General features: G+C 57.8%; 11 protein-coding genes and 2 pseudogenes. 8 read left to right on the top strand and 5 right to left on the bottom strand.

Annotated elements, in window-relative coordinates; all coding sequences use genetic code 11:
- The first annotated feature begins 35 nt into the window (after nucleotides 1–35).
- From RX972_RS22640 to RX972_RS22630, 3 genes are all read left to right on the top strand, one after another.
- Nucleotides 36–323, top strand: a complete 288-nt coding sequence (locus RX972_RS22640) for a hypothetical protein (RefSeq protein WP_316878598.1) — start codon at nucleotides 36–38, stop codon at nucleotides 321–323.
- Nucleotides 324–912: 589 nt separating this feature from the next.
- Complete coding sequence (locus RX972_RS22635) at nucleotides 913–1,428, top strand: phage antirepressor protein (protein ID WP_316878597.1); 516 nt, start codon at nucleotides 913–915, stop codon at nucleotides 1,426–1,428.
- An 87-nt stretch (nucleotides 1,429–1,515) separates the two neighbouring features.
- Nucleotides 1,516–2,160 (top strand): LysE family translocator, encoded by a 645-nt coding sequence (locus RX972_RS22630; RefSeq protein WP_099270282.1) that lies wholly within the window; start codon nucleotides 1,516–1,518, stop codon nucleotides 2,158–2,160.
- 297 nt (nucleotides 2,161–2,457) lie between these two features.
- Here the strand turns inward: RX972_RS22630 and RX972_RS29615 are convergent, their stop codons facing one another.
- From RX972_RS29615 to RX972_RS22620, 3 genes and pseudogenes are all read right to left on the bottom strand, one after another.
- Entirely contained in the window at nucleotides 2,458–3,180 is a 723-nt protein-coding gene (locus RX972_RS29615) for a methyl-accepting chemotaxis protein (protein WP_406643951.1), read from the bottom strand.
- Nucleotides 3,181–3,312: 132 nt separating this feature from the next.
- Nucleotides 3,313–4,434: pseudogene (locus tag RX972_RS29610) on the bottom strand (Cache 3/Cache 2 fusion domain-containing protein); the annotation flags it as partial.
- Nucleotides 4,435–4,629: 195 nt separating this feature from the next.
- Nucleotides 4,630–5,553 (bottom strand): LysR substrate-binding domain-containing protein, encoded by a 924-nt coding sequence (locus RX972_RS22620; RefSeq protein WP_027899853.1) that lies wholly within the window; start codon nucleotides 5,551–5,553, stop codon nucleotides 4,630–4,632.
- A 157-nt stretch (nucleotides 5,554–5,710) separates the two neighbouring features.
- Here RX972_RS22620 and RX972_RS22615 point away from each other — a divergent pair, with 157 nt between their 5' ends.
- Entirely contained in the window at nucleotides 5,711–7,093 is a 1,383-nt protein-coding gene (locus RX972_RS22615; protein ID WP_316878591.1) for a NorM family multidrug efflux MATE transporter, read from the top strand.
- A gap of 404 nt (nucleotides 7,094–7,497) precedes the next feature.
- Here RX972_RS22615 and RX972_RS22610 read toward each other — a convergent pair whose 3' ends face one another.
- On the bottom strand, nucleotides 7,498–9,168 hold the full coding sequence (locus RX972_RS22610; protein ID WP_099270286.1) for a putative bifunctional diguanylate cyclase/phosphodiesterase: 1,671 nt from the start codon (nucleotides 9,166–9,168) through the stop codon (nucleotides 7,498–7,500).
- Nucleotides 9,169–9,383: 215 nt separating this feature from the next.
- Here RX972_RS22610 and rep point away from each other — a divergent pair, with 215 nt between their 5' ends.
- Nucleotides 9,384–11,393 (top strand): DNA helicase Rep, encoded by a 2,010-nt coding sequence (gene rep, locus RX972_RS22605; protein WP_099270287.1) that lies wholly within the window; start codon nucleotides 9,384–9,386, stop codon nucleotides 11,391–11,393.
- Nucleotides 11,394–11,437: 44 nt separating this feature from the next.
- Nucleotides 11,438–12,013, top strand: a complete 576-nt coding sequence (locus RX972_RS22600; RefSeq protein WP_122806907.1) for a xanthine phosphoribosyltransferase — start codon at nucleotides 11,438–11,440, stop codon at nucleotides 12,011–12,013.
- A 120-nt stretch (nucleotides 12,014–12,133) separates the two neighbouring features.
- Here RX972_RS22600 and radC read toward each other — a convergent pair.
- Nucleotides 12,134–12,808, bottom strand: a pseudogene (radC, locus tag RX972_RS22595) (RadC family protein).
- Nucleotides 12,809–12,940: 132 nt separating this feature from the next.
- On the opposite strand from radC, the gene coaBC reads away from it, so the two are divergent.
- The gene (coaBC, locus tag RX972_RS22590; RefSeq protein ID WP_027899859.1) at nucleotides 12,941–14,149 is read left to right on the top strand and encodes a bifunctional phosphopantothenoylcysteine decarboxylase/phosphopantothenate--cysteine ligase CoaBC; all 1,209 of its coding nucleotides are present in this window, start codon (nucleotides 12,941–12,943) and stop codon (nucleotides 14,147–14,149) included.
- A 6-nt stretch (nucleotides 14,150–14,155) separates the two neighbouring features.
- Nucleotides 14,156–14,611, top strand: coding sequence for a dUTP diphosphatase (gene dut / locus RX972_RS22585; protein ID WP_095093254.1), 456 nt, complete (start codon nucleotides 14,156–14,158; stop codon nucleotides 14,609–14,611).
- The last annotated feature ends 16 nt before the right edge of the window (nucleotides 14,612–14,627 follow it).

Raw genomic sequence — 14,627 nt, 5'->3', positions numbered from 1 at the left:
GAATATATATCAGAACTATCGGACCGGACAAGGCAATGAAGGCCTCAGAAAAAGCGGTGCAAAAGATAGAGATGGCCATTCAGGCGATTACTGAAGAAATCATGCGCAATAAAAATAACGCTTTGTTGTTCACAACAAATGAGCAGTTGGAACAATTTAAAGCGGTGCTAGAGGCGACGTTAAATAAAATAATTCTCGGCAGTGTTCCTGAAAAAAGTGATCGCAATCTTGGTTTGGCGAGAATCATTGTAGATCAATGGCCCTATGAGTTTGGCTTGGGGGTCAAAGTTGTTGAGGCGGAACAGGCTTATAAAGATTTATAGCTGCTTTTGGCTTGTCATCCCTCGCAGTCATGTGGCCGATGCGTTACAGCACCGGCCGGGGAGTAGTTGAAAGGTTTGTATCTACAGGCCGGCGCCATCTGTGTGTGATGTGATCCAAGGACTTGCGCAAAACCTGTGGGAGCTGGGCTTGCCCGCGATAAGTACGACTCCGTTTATCTGGCAGACCGCGGTGCCCTTATCGCGGGCAAGCCCGGCTCCCACATGACAGCGACCAGCCATAGTGCTGTGTGCGCTCCTCAAGTTTTCCACAGGCTGGTTTCCTACAGTCGGAGCGGAGTTATCCACAGATCGCCAGCGTCCTGTGCCGACAGTCGTGTGCGCCTCAACGGATTAACCTCTCTCCCGGCTGAATATTCAGCTACTGGATTTGGCGATCTGGTTGGGAACCAATACATTGACTATTAAGTGTGGGCAGATCTTGCCCAAGCTTTATGGCTGTTGTGTGCGGGAGATCTTAGGGTCTGCCGGAATGGTTCTCCCCCGGTTCGCCAACCTGCACACAGCCGCCACCTATTCGTTTGGCGATGTCTAGGCGGTGGAGTCATTTATTCTAGAGAACTTCTACCTGATGGATAAACACACTCAGCCACCCCACATCCCCATGCTCTTCATCCGCCAGAAAAAACATATGCACGCCATTTGCCTCGAAGGCCAGGTCTGGCTCTGCGCGCGCGACCTTGGCTATCTGATGGGGATTTTTCTGGATGAGCACCGCGCTCGCAAACTGGCACCCGATCAACGCAAAACCGTTTTGCTGGAGCGCTATGGTGTGACAAAGGACACGTTGATGATCAGCGAGTCCGGGGCCTACATGTTATTGCTCTATCAGCACGGGGCTCAAAACGGGCCGTTGCGCGAATGGCTTGAGCATCATGTGGTGCAGGCCTTGCGCGACAGGCATGAAGTCCCGACAGCGCAACGCCCGGTGCTGGGGTTGATGCATTGGCCAGAGATGACCCTGAGTCTGCTGAACTGGCAGAACGAATCGTGGATTCGCGTGCGGGACATGCCAGATATCTTGCTGGAGCGTTCACGGCAGAACGCCGGAAAGACTGCTTCGTGGTGGCGACGGTTGTTGGCGTAAGCCATACAGTTGGCGCCGCGCACTGTATCTTGCGACACATCTGCCTCCTGCTTAAAGTGTCGCGCACTTAAGTGAGGAAACATCCAGATGGAATTCAACAACGGCTTCCTGCTCAGCCTCTCGCTGTGCCTGGAAATTGGCCTGGCCAATATGGCGATGATCAATATCGCCATGCAGCGCGGTTTCGCTCAGGGTGTCTGGCTGGGGCTGGGCACCTGTGTTGGCGATTTGATTTACGCCGTGCTGGCGATGATGGGCATGGCAGTGTTGTTGCAATTCGAGGCGGTGCGCTGGGTGCTGTGGATTGGTGGCTCGCTGGTGCTCTGTTTCCTGAGCGTGAAAATGCTGCTCAGTGCTTTCAAGACTGACGGGACGATGCAGCAGAGCGGTGAGCAGTGGGGCAAGACCAATCTGGCGTTGTTCTCCAAGGGCGTCATGCTGGCGATGTCTTCGCCCAGCGCCATCCTGTGGTTTGCTGCTGTAGGCGGCGCGATCATTGCACGTCAGGGGCATGACGTGGCGAGCGCGGGTCTGTTCCTGTCAGGCTTTTTTGCGGCGGGTCTGCTGTGGACGATTTCACTGTGCGCGGTGGCCTGGCAAGGCGGTCGGCTCATCGGCGAGAAGCTGATGAAGTACACCTACATTGCGTCGGCGCTGATCTTCGCTTACTTCGCTGTGTATGTGGTGGTGAGTGGGTATGTGGAGTTTGTCGGGGCTCCGGTTGGTCTGTAGGGGCCAACATGCACTCCCTTGCATTGAAATGCAGCTACCCCGGTGTTGATGGCACCGCGCTGTCGCGCAGCAAACATAGGGCCTGTAGGAGCTGCCGAAGGCTGCGATCGCGGTGTATCAGGACAAATGCTTCGCAGCCTTCGGCAGCTCCTACAGAAAATGCATTTCAATCCAGTGGTTTGCATGGTGCTCGTGCGCTCCTACAGTTCTATGCTTGCAGCGCGAAAGCATGGTGTCAGCAAAACTGACCTTCAACAAAAAACGCCCCGAAGGGCGTTTTTGTTTATCACTTAACCCTCAACGAAACCGGTCAACCTCGGTACGCAAATCAGCGGCCAGGGTGTTCAGTTCTTCTGCGGTGATAGCCAGGTGCGAGACTACTTCACGTTGTTCGCTGTTGGCCAGGGCAATGCTTTGCAGGTTGCTGCTCAACAAGGTAGCGGTGCTGCTTTGTTCCTGGGTAGCGGTGGTGATTGCGGCGAATTGCTGACCGGCCGAGCGGCTTTGCTCGTCGATCTGTTCAAGCGCGGCAGCCACTTTGGCGTTACGTGCCAGGCCTTCCTGCATCTGGGCATTGCCCTGTTGCATGGTGGAGATGGCGTTGCCGGTCTCTTGCTGGATGCTGGTGATCATCCCGGAGATTTCGTTGGTCGCATCCCGCGTACGGGTTGCCAGGCTACGCACTTCGTCAGCCACCACGGCGAAACCACGGCCTTGTTCGCCAGCCCGTGCCGCTTCGATGGCCGCGTTGAGGGCCAGCAGGTTGGTCTGATCGGCAATCGAGGTAATCACACCGACGATGCTGCCGATTTCCTGAGAGCGTTGCCCCAAGGTATTAATGACCGATGCAGTGCTGTTGATAGAGGCAGCAATCTGCTCCAGGGACGACGAGGCTTCCTGCATCGAGGCGCGACCGATACGGGTCTGCTGAGCGTTTTCCTGAGCCAGACGTTCGGTGTTGCCCATGTTGTCGGCGATGTTCAGCGACGTGGCACTGAATTCTTCAACCGCGCCCGCCATGCTGACGATTTCGCCCGATTGCTGTTCCATGCCGCGATAAGCACCGCCGGACAGACCGGACAGCTCATGGGCGCGGCTGCTGACTTGTTGAGCGGCCGTGCGGATGTGAGAAACCATGGTCGACAGGGCTTCGCCCATCTTGTTGAAGCTGGTTGCCAGCTGGCCAATTTCGTCATGGCTGCTGATGTTCAGGCGCACGCTCAAATCACCGGCACCCAGTGCTTCGGCCTGGCGCACCAGCTCAGACAGCGGACGCAGTTTGCTGCGCAGCAGCCAGATGGCGGAGCCCACGGCAATCAACATCGCCAACAGGCTGCCGATGGCCAGTTGCGTACCGACGTTCCAGGTCACGGCGCTGATTTCGTCTTTGGGCATGTTCGCCAGAACGGTCCACGGCCCACCGCTGAAGGGTTGGGCAACGCTATAGAAATCCTCGCTGGTATCGCTCCAGTACTGCCCTTTACCCGGCTGCTTGCCTAAATCAGCGACCGCTTTGCCCGCCTGCTCAAGTGCCTGCACGCCTGCTGGCGGCACCAGCCAGCGGTTCTGATCATCGAGCAGGGCCAGAGAGCCGGTTTTGCCGATGCGGAAGTTTTTCAGGTTTTCGAACTGGGTTTTCTCTGCGTCGGTGTAATCGAAGCCGACGAACAACACCGCAATGACTTTGCCGGAGCTGTCTTTCACGGGGGTGTACTGCGTCATGTAGGAGCGCTCGAACAGCACGGCTTTACCGACGTAGCCCTGACCTGACATCAAGCGGTCGTATGCAGGGTGCTTGCGGTCGAGCATTGTGCCGATGGCTCGGCTGCCATCCTGCTTGGTCAGCGAGGTGCTGATGCGGATGAACTCGTCGCCGCTGCGCACGAATACCGTGGCTACGCCTTCAGTCAGTTGACGGAACTCGTCAACTTCCTTGAAGTTGTTGTTCAGCGCGTGGTCTCCCAGGATCAGGCTGGGTGTCTGTGTCCCGGCGACTGTGATCGGTTGGTCCGCCTGAACGGTAAGGCCACTGGCGAAACGCTTTTCAAACAACCCGCTCAGACGCTGGGTGCTGACCCGCAGTGTGCTGTGAAACGTGTTGAGCTGGTCGGCCAGCAAGCGGGCCTCACTCGACATGTGCTCTTCACGAATGACGAGGTTGGCGGAGTCCAGCGAGCGCAGCGCGAAGACGGTACTGCCGGAGATGACAATTGCCAGAATAACGGCCAGAGCAATACCGAGTTGCGAAGCAATTCGTGCACGGGGCTTGGACATGACGGCTCCTGGCCGAACGGAGGGTCTTGAGTGACCTCTAATAGCCGTTCAGCTGAATGTAATTAAATGAAGGTAGCCTTGGTTGTACAGAATTTGTACAAAGGGGCGTCGATTCTAACATCGGCCCGGGACTTCAATACTTGAGTATGGTTCCCGGAATTAGCCGACTAGTTTACGGCATGTGTCGCAATGCCACTATCCCTTGAGGATTTCCACCTCCGGTAATTCCATGGCGTTGACCTCGCTTTGCAGGAAATCCCCCAACCGGCGCAGGCGTTCGCTGCCGGGTCGGGTTCTGGGCCAGACCAGGTAATAATCTTCGCCGCTATAAACAGCGGTACGCCACGGCAGACTCAAACGGTTCTGGGCAACATCTTCGGCGACCATGAGCAGGTCCCCCATGGAGACGCCATAGCCGCGGGCGGCGGCAATCATGCCGAGTTCCAGCGTGTCGAACACCTGTCCGCCTTTGAGTGACACGTGTTCTGATAAGCCCGTGCGCTCAAGCCAACTGCGCCAGTCCCTGCGGTCTGGCGTCGGGTGCAGCAATTCTGCGCTGGCCAGGCGTTGGATATCCCAAGGCTGATCGTCGACCAGATTCGGCGCTCCGACCGGAATCAGCAATTCCGGGAACAAGCGTATTGCCTCCCACTCAGCGGGGAGATGGCCACGACTGAGCAGCACGGCGCAGTCGAACGGCTCGTGACTGAAGTCCACCACATCAATTTCCATCCATGCACTGGTCAACTGCACTTCGTTGCCTGCCTGCAGGTGGCGAAAGCGACTGAGCCGCGCCAATAGCCAGCGCATGGTCAGGGTTGGCGGCGCTTTCATACGCAAGATCCCTTCATCGACGGAGAGCGTGTTGCAGGCGCGTTCCAGTGAAGAGAAGCCATCGCGCACGCCGGGCAACAAGGTCCGCGCGGCTTCGGTCAGCTGGATGTTACGACCGATGCGCTGAAACAGTCGGCAGGCAAAGTGTTCTTCAAGGGTACGAATGTGCCGACTGACAGCACTTTGGGTGATCGACAGTTCTTCGGCTGCCCGCGTGAATGAGCTGTGCCTCGCCGCCGCTTCAAATGCGCGCAATGCATAAAGAGGAGGAAGACTGCGAGGCATTCAGAACGCTCCTACCGCGGGGGATGGCGATTTTAGCTAAAAAACTAACAGATGAGTTTTACTCATGCTAACGATCTTTATTATCCCTTTGTGCTCGTCCCCTTAAGTACCGAGAATGGGCGGCTCATAACTGCCCCCTGAAATCGAGCGTCGCGCCATGCAACAACCTGCCATCAAAGAACTCTGGATCATCCTGCGCCTTGCCGGGCCGCTGATCGCTTCACAGATGGCGCACATGGTCATGGTTTTCACCGACACGGTGATGATGGGCCACATTGGCCCGGAAGCCTTGGCGGGCGGCGGTTTGGGCGCGGCCACTTACAACTTTATTTCGTTCTTCTGTGTCGGGGTCATGGCCGCTGTCGGTACGCTGGTCGCCATCCGTCATGGTGCAGGAGACAGCAAAGGCGCCGCGCAACTGGTTCAGGCCGGTGTCTGGCTGGCGTGGGGCATGGCATTGATTGCCATGCTGATCCTGTGGAACCTCGAGCCAATCCTCTTGCACTTCGGCCAGACCGAATCCAACGTGCATATGGCCGGTCAATTTTTGATCACCTTGCCGCTGGCGTTACCCGGCTTGCTGACGTTCATGGCCTTGCGCGGTTTTACCAGTGCGTTGGGGCGTGCAGGCCCGGTCATGGCAATCAGCGTGGGTGGCGCGATTGCCAATTTCGTCCTCAACTACGCCCTTATCCATCAGATGTTCGGGCTGCCCAATCTGGGCCTGATGGGTATTGGCCTGGTTACTGCGGTGGTCACCAATGGTATGGCGTTGATTCTCGCCCTGCATATCCGTCGCCATCCGGTCTACGCGGCCTACCCGATCCGCGAAGGTTTCTGGCAGCTGTCGCGCAGTCATCTCAAAGAGCTGTGGAAGCTGGGCTTGCCCATTGGCGGGACCTACGCGGTTGAGGTTGGTCTGTTTACTTTTGCGGCGTTTTGCATGGGTGCGATGGGCAGTGCGCAAATGGCGGCGCACCAGATCGCCCTGCAGTCGGTGTCGATGGCGTTCATGATTCCGGTGGGGATTTCCTACGCAGTGACCATGCGCATTGGTCTGCACTATGGCGCGGGCAATCTGCTGCTGGCTCGCACTGCCGGGCGTGCGGGGATTATCTTTGGCTCATTGGTCATGCTGATGTTCGGCATGCTGTTCTGGCTGGCGCCGCATCTGGTGATCGGGCTCTTCCTTGATATCAAGGATCCGAAATTCGCCGAGATTGTCGAGCTGACGGTCAAGCTGCTGGCGATTGCCGCCTGGTTTGAAATTCTGGACGGCGCGCAAACCATCGCCATGGGCGCGATCCGTGGCTTCAAGGATGCGCGCACCACCTTCCTTATCGGGCTGGCCAGTTACTGGCTAGTGGCGGCCCCGGCGGCGTGGATATTTGGTTTCTACACCAACCACGGTGCCGAGGGCGTCTGGTGGGGGCTGGCGTTGGGGCTGCTGTGCTCAGCGATTGCGCTGACCTTTGCTTTCGAGAGGAAGACTTCGAAGTTGCTGCGCCGGGAAGCTGCGGCGGTGCCGGTGATGGGGTGAGGATGTTTGATGTTGTCTGCTACCGCTGTAATGGACCAAACAGACAACACTTAAAACTCTAAACTCACACGGAACCTGTGGGACCGAATTCATTCGGGAAGGCGGTATTTCAGGCGATACACAAGGTGCGGATGTACCGGCCCCTTCGCGAATGAATTCGCTCCCACCGGGAACAGACATAGTATCTGCCACAGAAGAAGTGTCCGCAGGCAGATCAAAGGATTTCGTGAGAGCGCCTGGTCCAAATCACGGGCGCTACATCAAACCTGTGGGACCGAATTCATTCGGGAAGGCGGTATCTCAAGCGATACACAAGGTACGGATGTACCGGCCCCTTCGCGAATGAATTCGCTCCCACCGGTATGTGCGCTTGCAGTCCAATCCGGTGACAGGTAGCCCGGAAATCAAACCCGGCTCAACGCCTCTGGCGCTTGCTTGTCCCGCTTCAGGTACTTGATCAACTCCGGCAGCGGCAGCGGTTTGCTGATCAGGTAGCCCTGAACCTGATCACAGCCAAAACCGCGTAACAGCGCCAGCTGCTGAGCGGTTTCGACACCTTCGGCCACCACTTCAAGGCTCAGGTTGTGAGCCAGGTTGATCATGGCGTGGACCAGCTTGCGATTTTCTTCGCGCTGTTCCATCTCGCCGACGAAGCTTTTATCGATCTTCAGCAGCGCGATTGGCAGGTTGTTGAGGTGCACGAACGACGAAAACCCGGTGCCGAAATCATCCAGCGAGAACCGGACTCCCAAGCGTCCAAGTGCATCCATGGTTTGTTTGACCAGATCGCTGCGGCGCATAACGGCGGTTTCAGTCAGTTCGAATTCCAGCCACTGCGCATCAATGCCCCGCTCGGCAATCAATCGGCCTAATGTCGTCAGCAGCTGGTTGTCCTGAAACTGGCGGAATGACAGGTTAATCGCCATGTGCAGTTGCGGCAGGCCATTTTCCAGCAACCCCTGCATATCGCGCAGAGCCCGGGATATCACCCAGTAGCCCAATGGCACGATCAGCCCGCTTTGTTCCGCCAGCGGCACGAACTCGCTGGGTGGCAGCAAGCCTCGCTCCAGGTGTCGCCAGCGGACCAGCGCTTCGAGGCCGACGATGCGGCCGCTGGTCAGGCAGAGCCGCGGTTGGTAGTGCAACTCCAGCTCATCGCGACGCAACGCGCGGCGCAACTCGCCTTCCAGATCGGCGAGGCTACGGGCGTTGCGATTGAGCCGGTCGTTGAAGATATGAAAGGTGCAGCCCTGAATGCCTTTGGCTTGCTGCATCGCGATATGTGCATGCCACATCAGCGGATCAGCGCCTGCTTCTGCGCGGGAATGAGCGATCCCCAGGCTGCAGCCGATGAGCAGACTTTCGCCGTCAACCCAGTAAGGCTCGGACAAGGCTTCGGTGATGCGTTCGGCCATCCACTCGGCGCGCTCCGGTGCGCGGCGGGTATCGATCAGCAGTGCAAATTCATCGCTGCCCAGTCGGGCAATCTGGTCGCCGACTTCCATCTGGCCTTTGAGTCGCGCCACTACCTGCAAAATCAGGCGGTCCCCGGCTTGATGGCCCAGTGCATCGTTGGCGCGGCGGAAGTTATCCAGGTCCAGATGGCCCAGCGCCAGGCCACGACCGTCGTTGTCCAGCAGGCGCGCTGCCAGCAGGGTCTGGAAACCCTGGCGGTTGGCGATGCCGGTCAGTGTGTCTTGCTCGGCCAGGCGTTGCAGGGTGTTTTCCAGCAGCGCGCGCTCGCCCACGTGGCGCAGGCAGTTGCGCAGTGCTGCGGGCGTCATTTCGCTGCGAATCAACCAGTCACTGGCGCCAAGCGGCGCGATCAGTGGCTCTTCTTCAAGCAGCATGACCACCGGCAGGTTGCAGCGGCCGGGCGGAGGCTGGAGCTCTGGAGTGGTCAGTAATACCGTATGGTGGTCATCAACCAGTGCGGCGTTAATATCGTTCCAGTGCGAAAAGAACAACGGATTTGCCTGATTCTGCTCTTGCGTGAGGCAACTGCGAAGCAATACCAGCCATTCCGGCTCGTGGGCCAGCACTAACAACCGCAAGGGTTGGACAGGCGTAGGCAAGCTAGCTCCCTAGACTCGAAAAGAGACAAACAGAAGGCCCGGAATAAGGGGCAAAACAGAGCGTTAGTTCAGCATTCGGATAAGCAAATGTAACAAAACCAAAAAAATTAGATAGCAGCGGGCGATATAAGACCTAACTCATTGGCAGACGGTCGCTGCACAATCGCCATAGCCTGCTAAAATGCCCGCCCATTTCGTTAGTGACTCTTTTTTTCATGTCCCGACTCAATCCTCGGCAACAAGAAGCCGTGAACTACGTCGGCGGCCCTCTTTTGGTGCTCGCCGGTGCAGGCTCCGGCAAGACCAGCGTGATCACTCGCAAGATCGCCCACCTGATCCAGAATTGCGGGATCCGCGCCCAGTACATCGTCGCCATGACCTTTACCAACAAGGCCGCCCGGGAGATGAAGGAGCGGGTGGGTACCCTGCTGCGCGCTGGCGAAGGTCGCGGCTTGACCGTATCGACGTTTCACAACCTGGGGCTGAACGTCATCCGCAAGGAACACGCACGGCTGGGGTACAAGCCGGGCTTCTCGATCTTCGACGAGACCGACGTTAAAGCCCTGATGACCGACATCATGCAGAAGGAATACTCGGGCGACGACGGCGTCGACGAGATCAAGAACATGATCGGCTCCTGGAAAAACGACCTGATCCTGCCTGCGCAAGCGCTGGAAGAAGCCCGCAACCCCAAGGAACAGACCGCTGCCATCGTTTACACCCACTATCAGCGCACGCTCAAGGCGTACAACGCAGTGGACTTCGACGATCTGATTCTGTTGCCGGTAAAGCTGTTTCAGGAACATGCCGACATTCTGGAGAAGTGGCAGAACAAGGTCCGCTACCTGTTGGTGGACGAATATCAGGACACCAACGCCAGCCAGTATCTGCTGGTGAAGCTGCTGATCGGCATGCGCAATCAGTTCACCGTGGTAGGCGACGACGACCAGTCGATCTATGCCTGGCGCGGGGCGCGTCCGGAAAACCTGATGTTGCTCAAGGAAGACTACCCGTCGCTGAAGGTGGTCATGCTGGAGCAGAACTACCGCTCGACCAGCCGTATCTTGCGCTGCGCCAACGTGCTCATTTCCAACAACCCTCACGAGTTCGAAAAACAGCTGTGGAGTGAGATGGGGCACGGCGATGAAATTCGTGTGATTCGTTGCCGCAACGAAGACGCCGAGGCCGAGCGCGTGGCTGTTGAAATCCTCAGCCTGCACTTGCGTACTGATCGGCCTTACAGCGATTTTGCGATCCTCTATCGCGGTAACTATCAGGCCAAGCTGATCGAGTTGAAGTTGCAGCATCACCAGGTGCCGTATCGCCTGTCCGGCGGTAACAGCTTCTTCGGACGTCAGGAAGTTAAAGACCTGATGGCCTACTTCCGCTTGCTGGTTAACCCGGATGACGACAACGCCTTCCTGCGGGTGATCAACGTGCCGCGCCGGGAAATCGGCTCCACTACCCTGGAAAAGCTCGGCAATTACGCCACCGAGCGAAAAATCTCGATGTACGCCGCCACCGACGAAATTGGCCTGGGCGAGCATCTGGACAGCCGTTACACCGACCGCTTGCAGCGCTTCAAGCGCTGGATGGACGGCGTACGTCAGCAGTGCGCGCAGAACGATCCGATTGCCGCGCTGCGCAGCATGGTCATGGACATCGATTACGAGAACTGGCTGCGTCAGAACAGCTCCAGCGACAAGGCTGCCGACTACCGCATGGGCAACGTCTGGTTCTTGATCGAGGCGTTGAAAAACACCCTCGAGAAAGACGAAGAAGGTGAAATGACCATCGAAGAAGCCATCGGCAAGCTGGTCTTGCGTGACATGCTCGAGCGTCAGCAGGAAGAAGAGGACGGCGCGGAAGGCGTGCAGATGATGACTCTGCATGCTTCCAAAGGCCTGGAGTTTCCGTACGTGTTCATCATGGGCATGGAAGAGGAAATTCTCCCTCACCGCTCCAGTATCGAAGCCGATACCATCGAGGAAGAGCGCCGTCTGGCTTACGTGGGCATCACCCGTGCGCGTCAGACCCTGGCGTTTACCTTTGCTGCCAAGCGCAAGCAGTACGGTGAGATCATCGACTGCTCGCCAAGCCGCTTCCTTGATGAACTGCCGCCCGACGACCTGGCCTGGGAAGGCAATGACGACACCCCGACCGAAGTGAAGGCAGTGCGCGGCAATACCGCATTGGCGGACATCCGCGCGATGTTGAAAAAGTAATTTTTACTATTGATTGCGCAGATTCGCGCACCCGAGGAAGCAACGTGGAAGCATTGCATCAGAAGATTCGCGCAGAAGGCATCGTACTTTCCGATCAGGTATTGAAAGTCGACGCTTTTCTCAATCATCAGATCGACCCGGTGCTGATGCAGCAGATTGGCGACGAGTTTGCGGCGCTGTTCGCGGATTCGGGCGTGACCAAGATCGTTACCATTGAGGCCTCAGGTATTGCGCCTGCGGTGATGACCGGTTTGAAACTGGGTGTGCCGGTAATTTTCGCCCGCAAGCATCAGTCGCTGACCCTGACCGAAAACCTGCTGCTGGCCACGGTGTATTCGTTCACCAAACAGACCGAAAGCACGGTAGCGATCTCGCCTCGTCATCTCAACAGCAGCGATAACGTGCTGATCATTGATGACTTTCTGGCTAACGGAAAAGCGTCTCAGGCGCTGATTTCCATCATCAAGCAAGCAGGCGCAACGGTCGCCGGGCTGGGCATCGTGATCGAAAAGTCCTTCCAGGGCGGCCGCGCTGAACTGGACGCACAGGGCTATCGTGTCGAGTCCCTGGCGCGGGTTAAATCCCTGGCGGATGGGGTTGTGACGTTTGTTAATGAGTAGCACCGTATTTCTGTAGGAGCGCGCTTGCCCGCGATGGCGTCCTGCCAGATATCTGCCAGATATTAAGGTATCGACTGCCATGCCGAATCGCGGGCAAGCACGCTCCTACAGTGGGTAGAACTACATCAACCCGCACTCCACCATCGACAGCGGGTCACCGTCGCCGATGATCAGGTGATCCAGCACCTTTACGTCGATCAGCCACAACGCATCGCGCAGGCGTTTGGTCAGGTCGATATCGGCCTGGCTGGCGTCGGTGACGCCCGAGGGGTGGTTATGGCAGAGGATCAGGCTGGCTGAGTTATGGGCCAGGGCGCGCTTGACCACTTGCCGAGGATGCACGTGGGCGCTGTTGATCGAACCGTGGAACAGGATTTCGAAAGTCTGAACCCGATGCTTGTTGTCCAGAAACAGGCAGCCAAACACCTCATGGGGTTCATGGCGTAACAGCGCCTTGAGGTAGTTGCGCACCTGCTCCGGGCTTTCCAGAGCAGAGTCGCGCCTCAGGCTTTCCGCCATGTGTCGGCGAGCCATTTCCATGACGGCCTGCAACTGCGCGAATTTGGCAGGCCCAAGCCCCAGATGTGAGCTGAACATGGTCAGGTCAGCATCCAGTAACGGTCGCAGCCCACCGAATTGATTCAACAGGTATCGGGCGAGGTCTACAGCGCTTTATCCGGCCACACCGGTACGCAGGAAAATAGCCAGCAGCTCTGCGTCGGACAGGCTCGCCGAACCCAGCTCCAGTAGCCGCTCACGCGGGCGTTCGGCCTCAGGCCAGTTGCGAATACTCATACCACCTCCATGTGTGTGGGGACCGCTGTTCCAGCACGGTCGCTGTGCTATCTTAGCCCATCTTTTTTGCGCGGCGATCGGCCTGGGAAACGCCCATCGCCGCCGCGTACCACTCGACTAAAAGGCAGGCCTATGCAGCGGCTGTATCGGAAACGCATCGTTCTTGGCGTTGGCGGCGGTATCGCGGCCTACAAGAGCGCAGAACTGGTGAGACGCTTGCGTGACCAGGGTGCTGAAGTGCGTGTCGTCATGACCCGAGGTGGTGCCGAGTTCATCACTCCGCTGACCATGCAGGCCCTTTCCGGGCATCCGGTTCATCTGGATTTGCTCGACCCGGCCGCAGAAGCGGCGATGGGGCATATCGAGCTGGCCAAATGGGCCGATCTGATACTGATTGCACCCGGTACCGCAGACCTTATTGCGCGTTTGGCACAAGGTATTGCCAACGATTTGCTGACCACGATTGTTCTGGCCACCGACGCCATTGTGGCCGTTGCCCCGGCGATGAATCAGGCGATGTGGCGCGACGCGTCCGTGCAGGCCAACATCCGCTTGCTGGAAGAACGTGATTTCCGCATATTCGGCCCTGCTTCCGGCAGTCAGGCCTGTGGCGATGTCGGCTTCGGGCGCATGCTTGAACCCGATGATCTGGCCCAGTCCGCCGCCGATTGCTTCCAGCGTTTGTCTTTGACCGGCAAGCACGTGCTGATTACGGCCGGTCCGACCCAGGAAAACATCGACCCGGTGCGTTACATCACCAATCACAGCTCCGGCAAAATGGGTTTTGCCTTGGCCGAGGCCGCGATCGAGGCTGGCGCACGCGTCACGCTGATCACCGGCCCGGTTAACCTGCCGACGCCTGATCGTGTGTCGCGCATCGACGTCGTCAGCGCCCGGGACATGCTGGCCGCCTGTGAGGCTGCGATCCCCTGCGATCTGTTCATCGCTTCCGCAGCGGTCGCGGATTACCGACCTGAGGTGGTTGCCCCGCACAAACTCAAGAAGGATCCGTCTACGGGTGACGGCCTGTTGCTGCAGATGGTCCGTAACCCGGACATCCTGGCGACTATCGCTACCCGCCCGGATCGCCCGTTCAGTGTTGGCTTTGCCGCTGAAACTGAACACTTGCTCGACTATGCTGCACGCAAGCTCAAGGACAAGAACCTTGATCTGATCGTCGCCAACGATGTTGCCAACCCCAGCATCGGCTTCAACAGCGAAGAGAATGCTTGCAGCGTGATCGACCGCGCGCTGCATGCAACGATTTTTGCCCAGACCAGCAAGGGCAAGATTGCCCGCCAGCTGATCACTTTTATCGCCGAACGAATGAACCAGGTTTAATTACGAATGCACGCTCTACAAGCCAAGATCCTCGACCCTCGCATTGGCAGCGAATTTCCATTGCCGGCCTATGCCACTGTTGGCTCCGCCGGGCTCGACCTGCGCGCCATGCTCAAAGAGGACACTGTCCTGGAACCAGGCCAGACACTGTTGATCCCGACCGGCCTGTCGATCTATATCGGTGATCCAGGGTTGGCGGCATTGATTCTGCCGCGCTCCGGTCTTGGTCATAAACACGGTATTGTTTTGGGTAACCTGGTGGGTCTGATCGACTCCGATTACCAGGGCGAACTGATGGTCTCCTGCTGGAATCGGGGGCAGACCGCTTTCAATATTTCTATCGGCGAGCGCATTGCCCAACTGGTGCTGGTACCGGTGGTGCAAGCGCATTTCGAGCTGGTTGAAGAGTTCGACGAAAGCCAACGTGGTGCTGGCGGTTTCGGTCACTCAGGCAGTCACTGACCTTTGAGCCGATGAC

It is taken from the genome of Pseudomonas syringae group sp. J309-1 (assembly GCF_032582135.1).
GTDB classification, from domain to species: Bacteria; Pseudomonadota; Gammaproteobacteria; order Pseudomonadales; family Pseudomonadaceae; genus Aquipseudomonas; species Aquipseudomonas quasicaspiana.
This window is presented reverse-complemented; position numbering and strand designations above follow the sequence as displayed.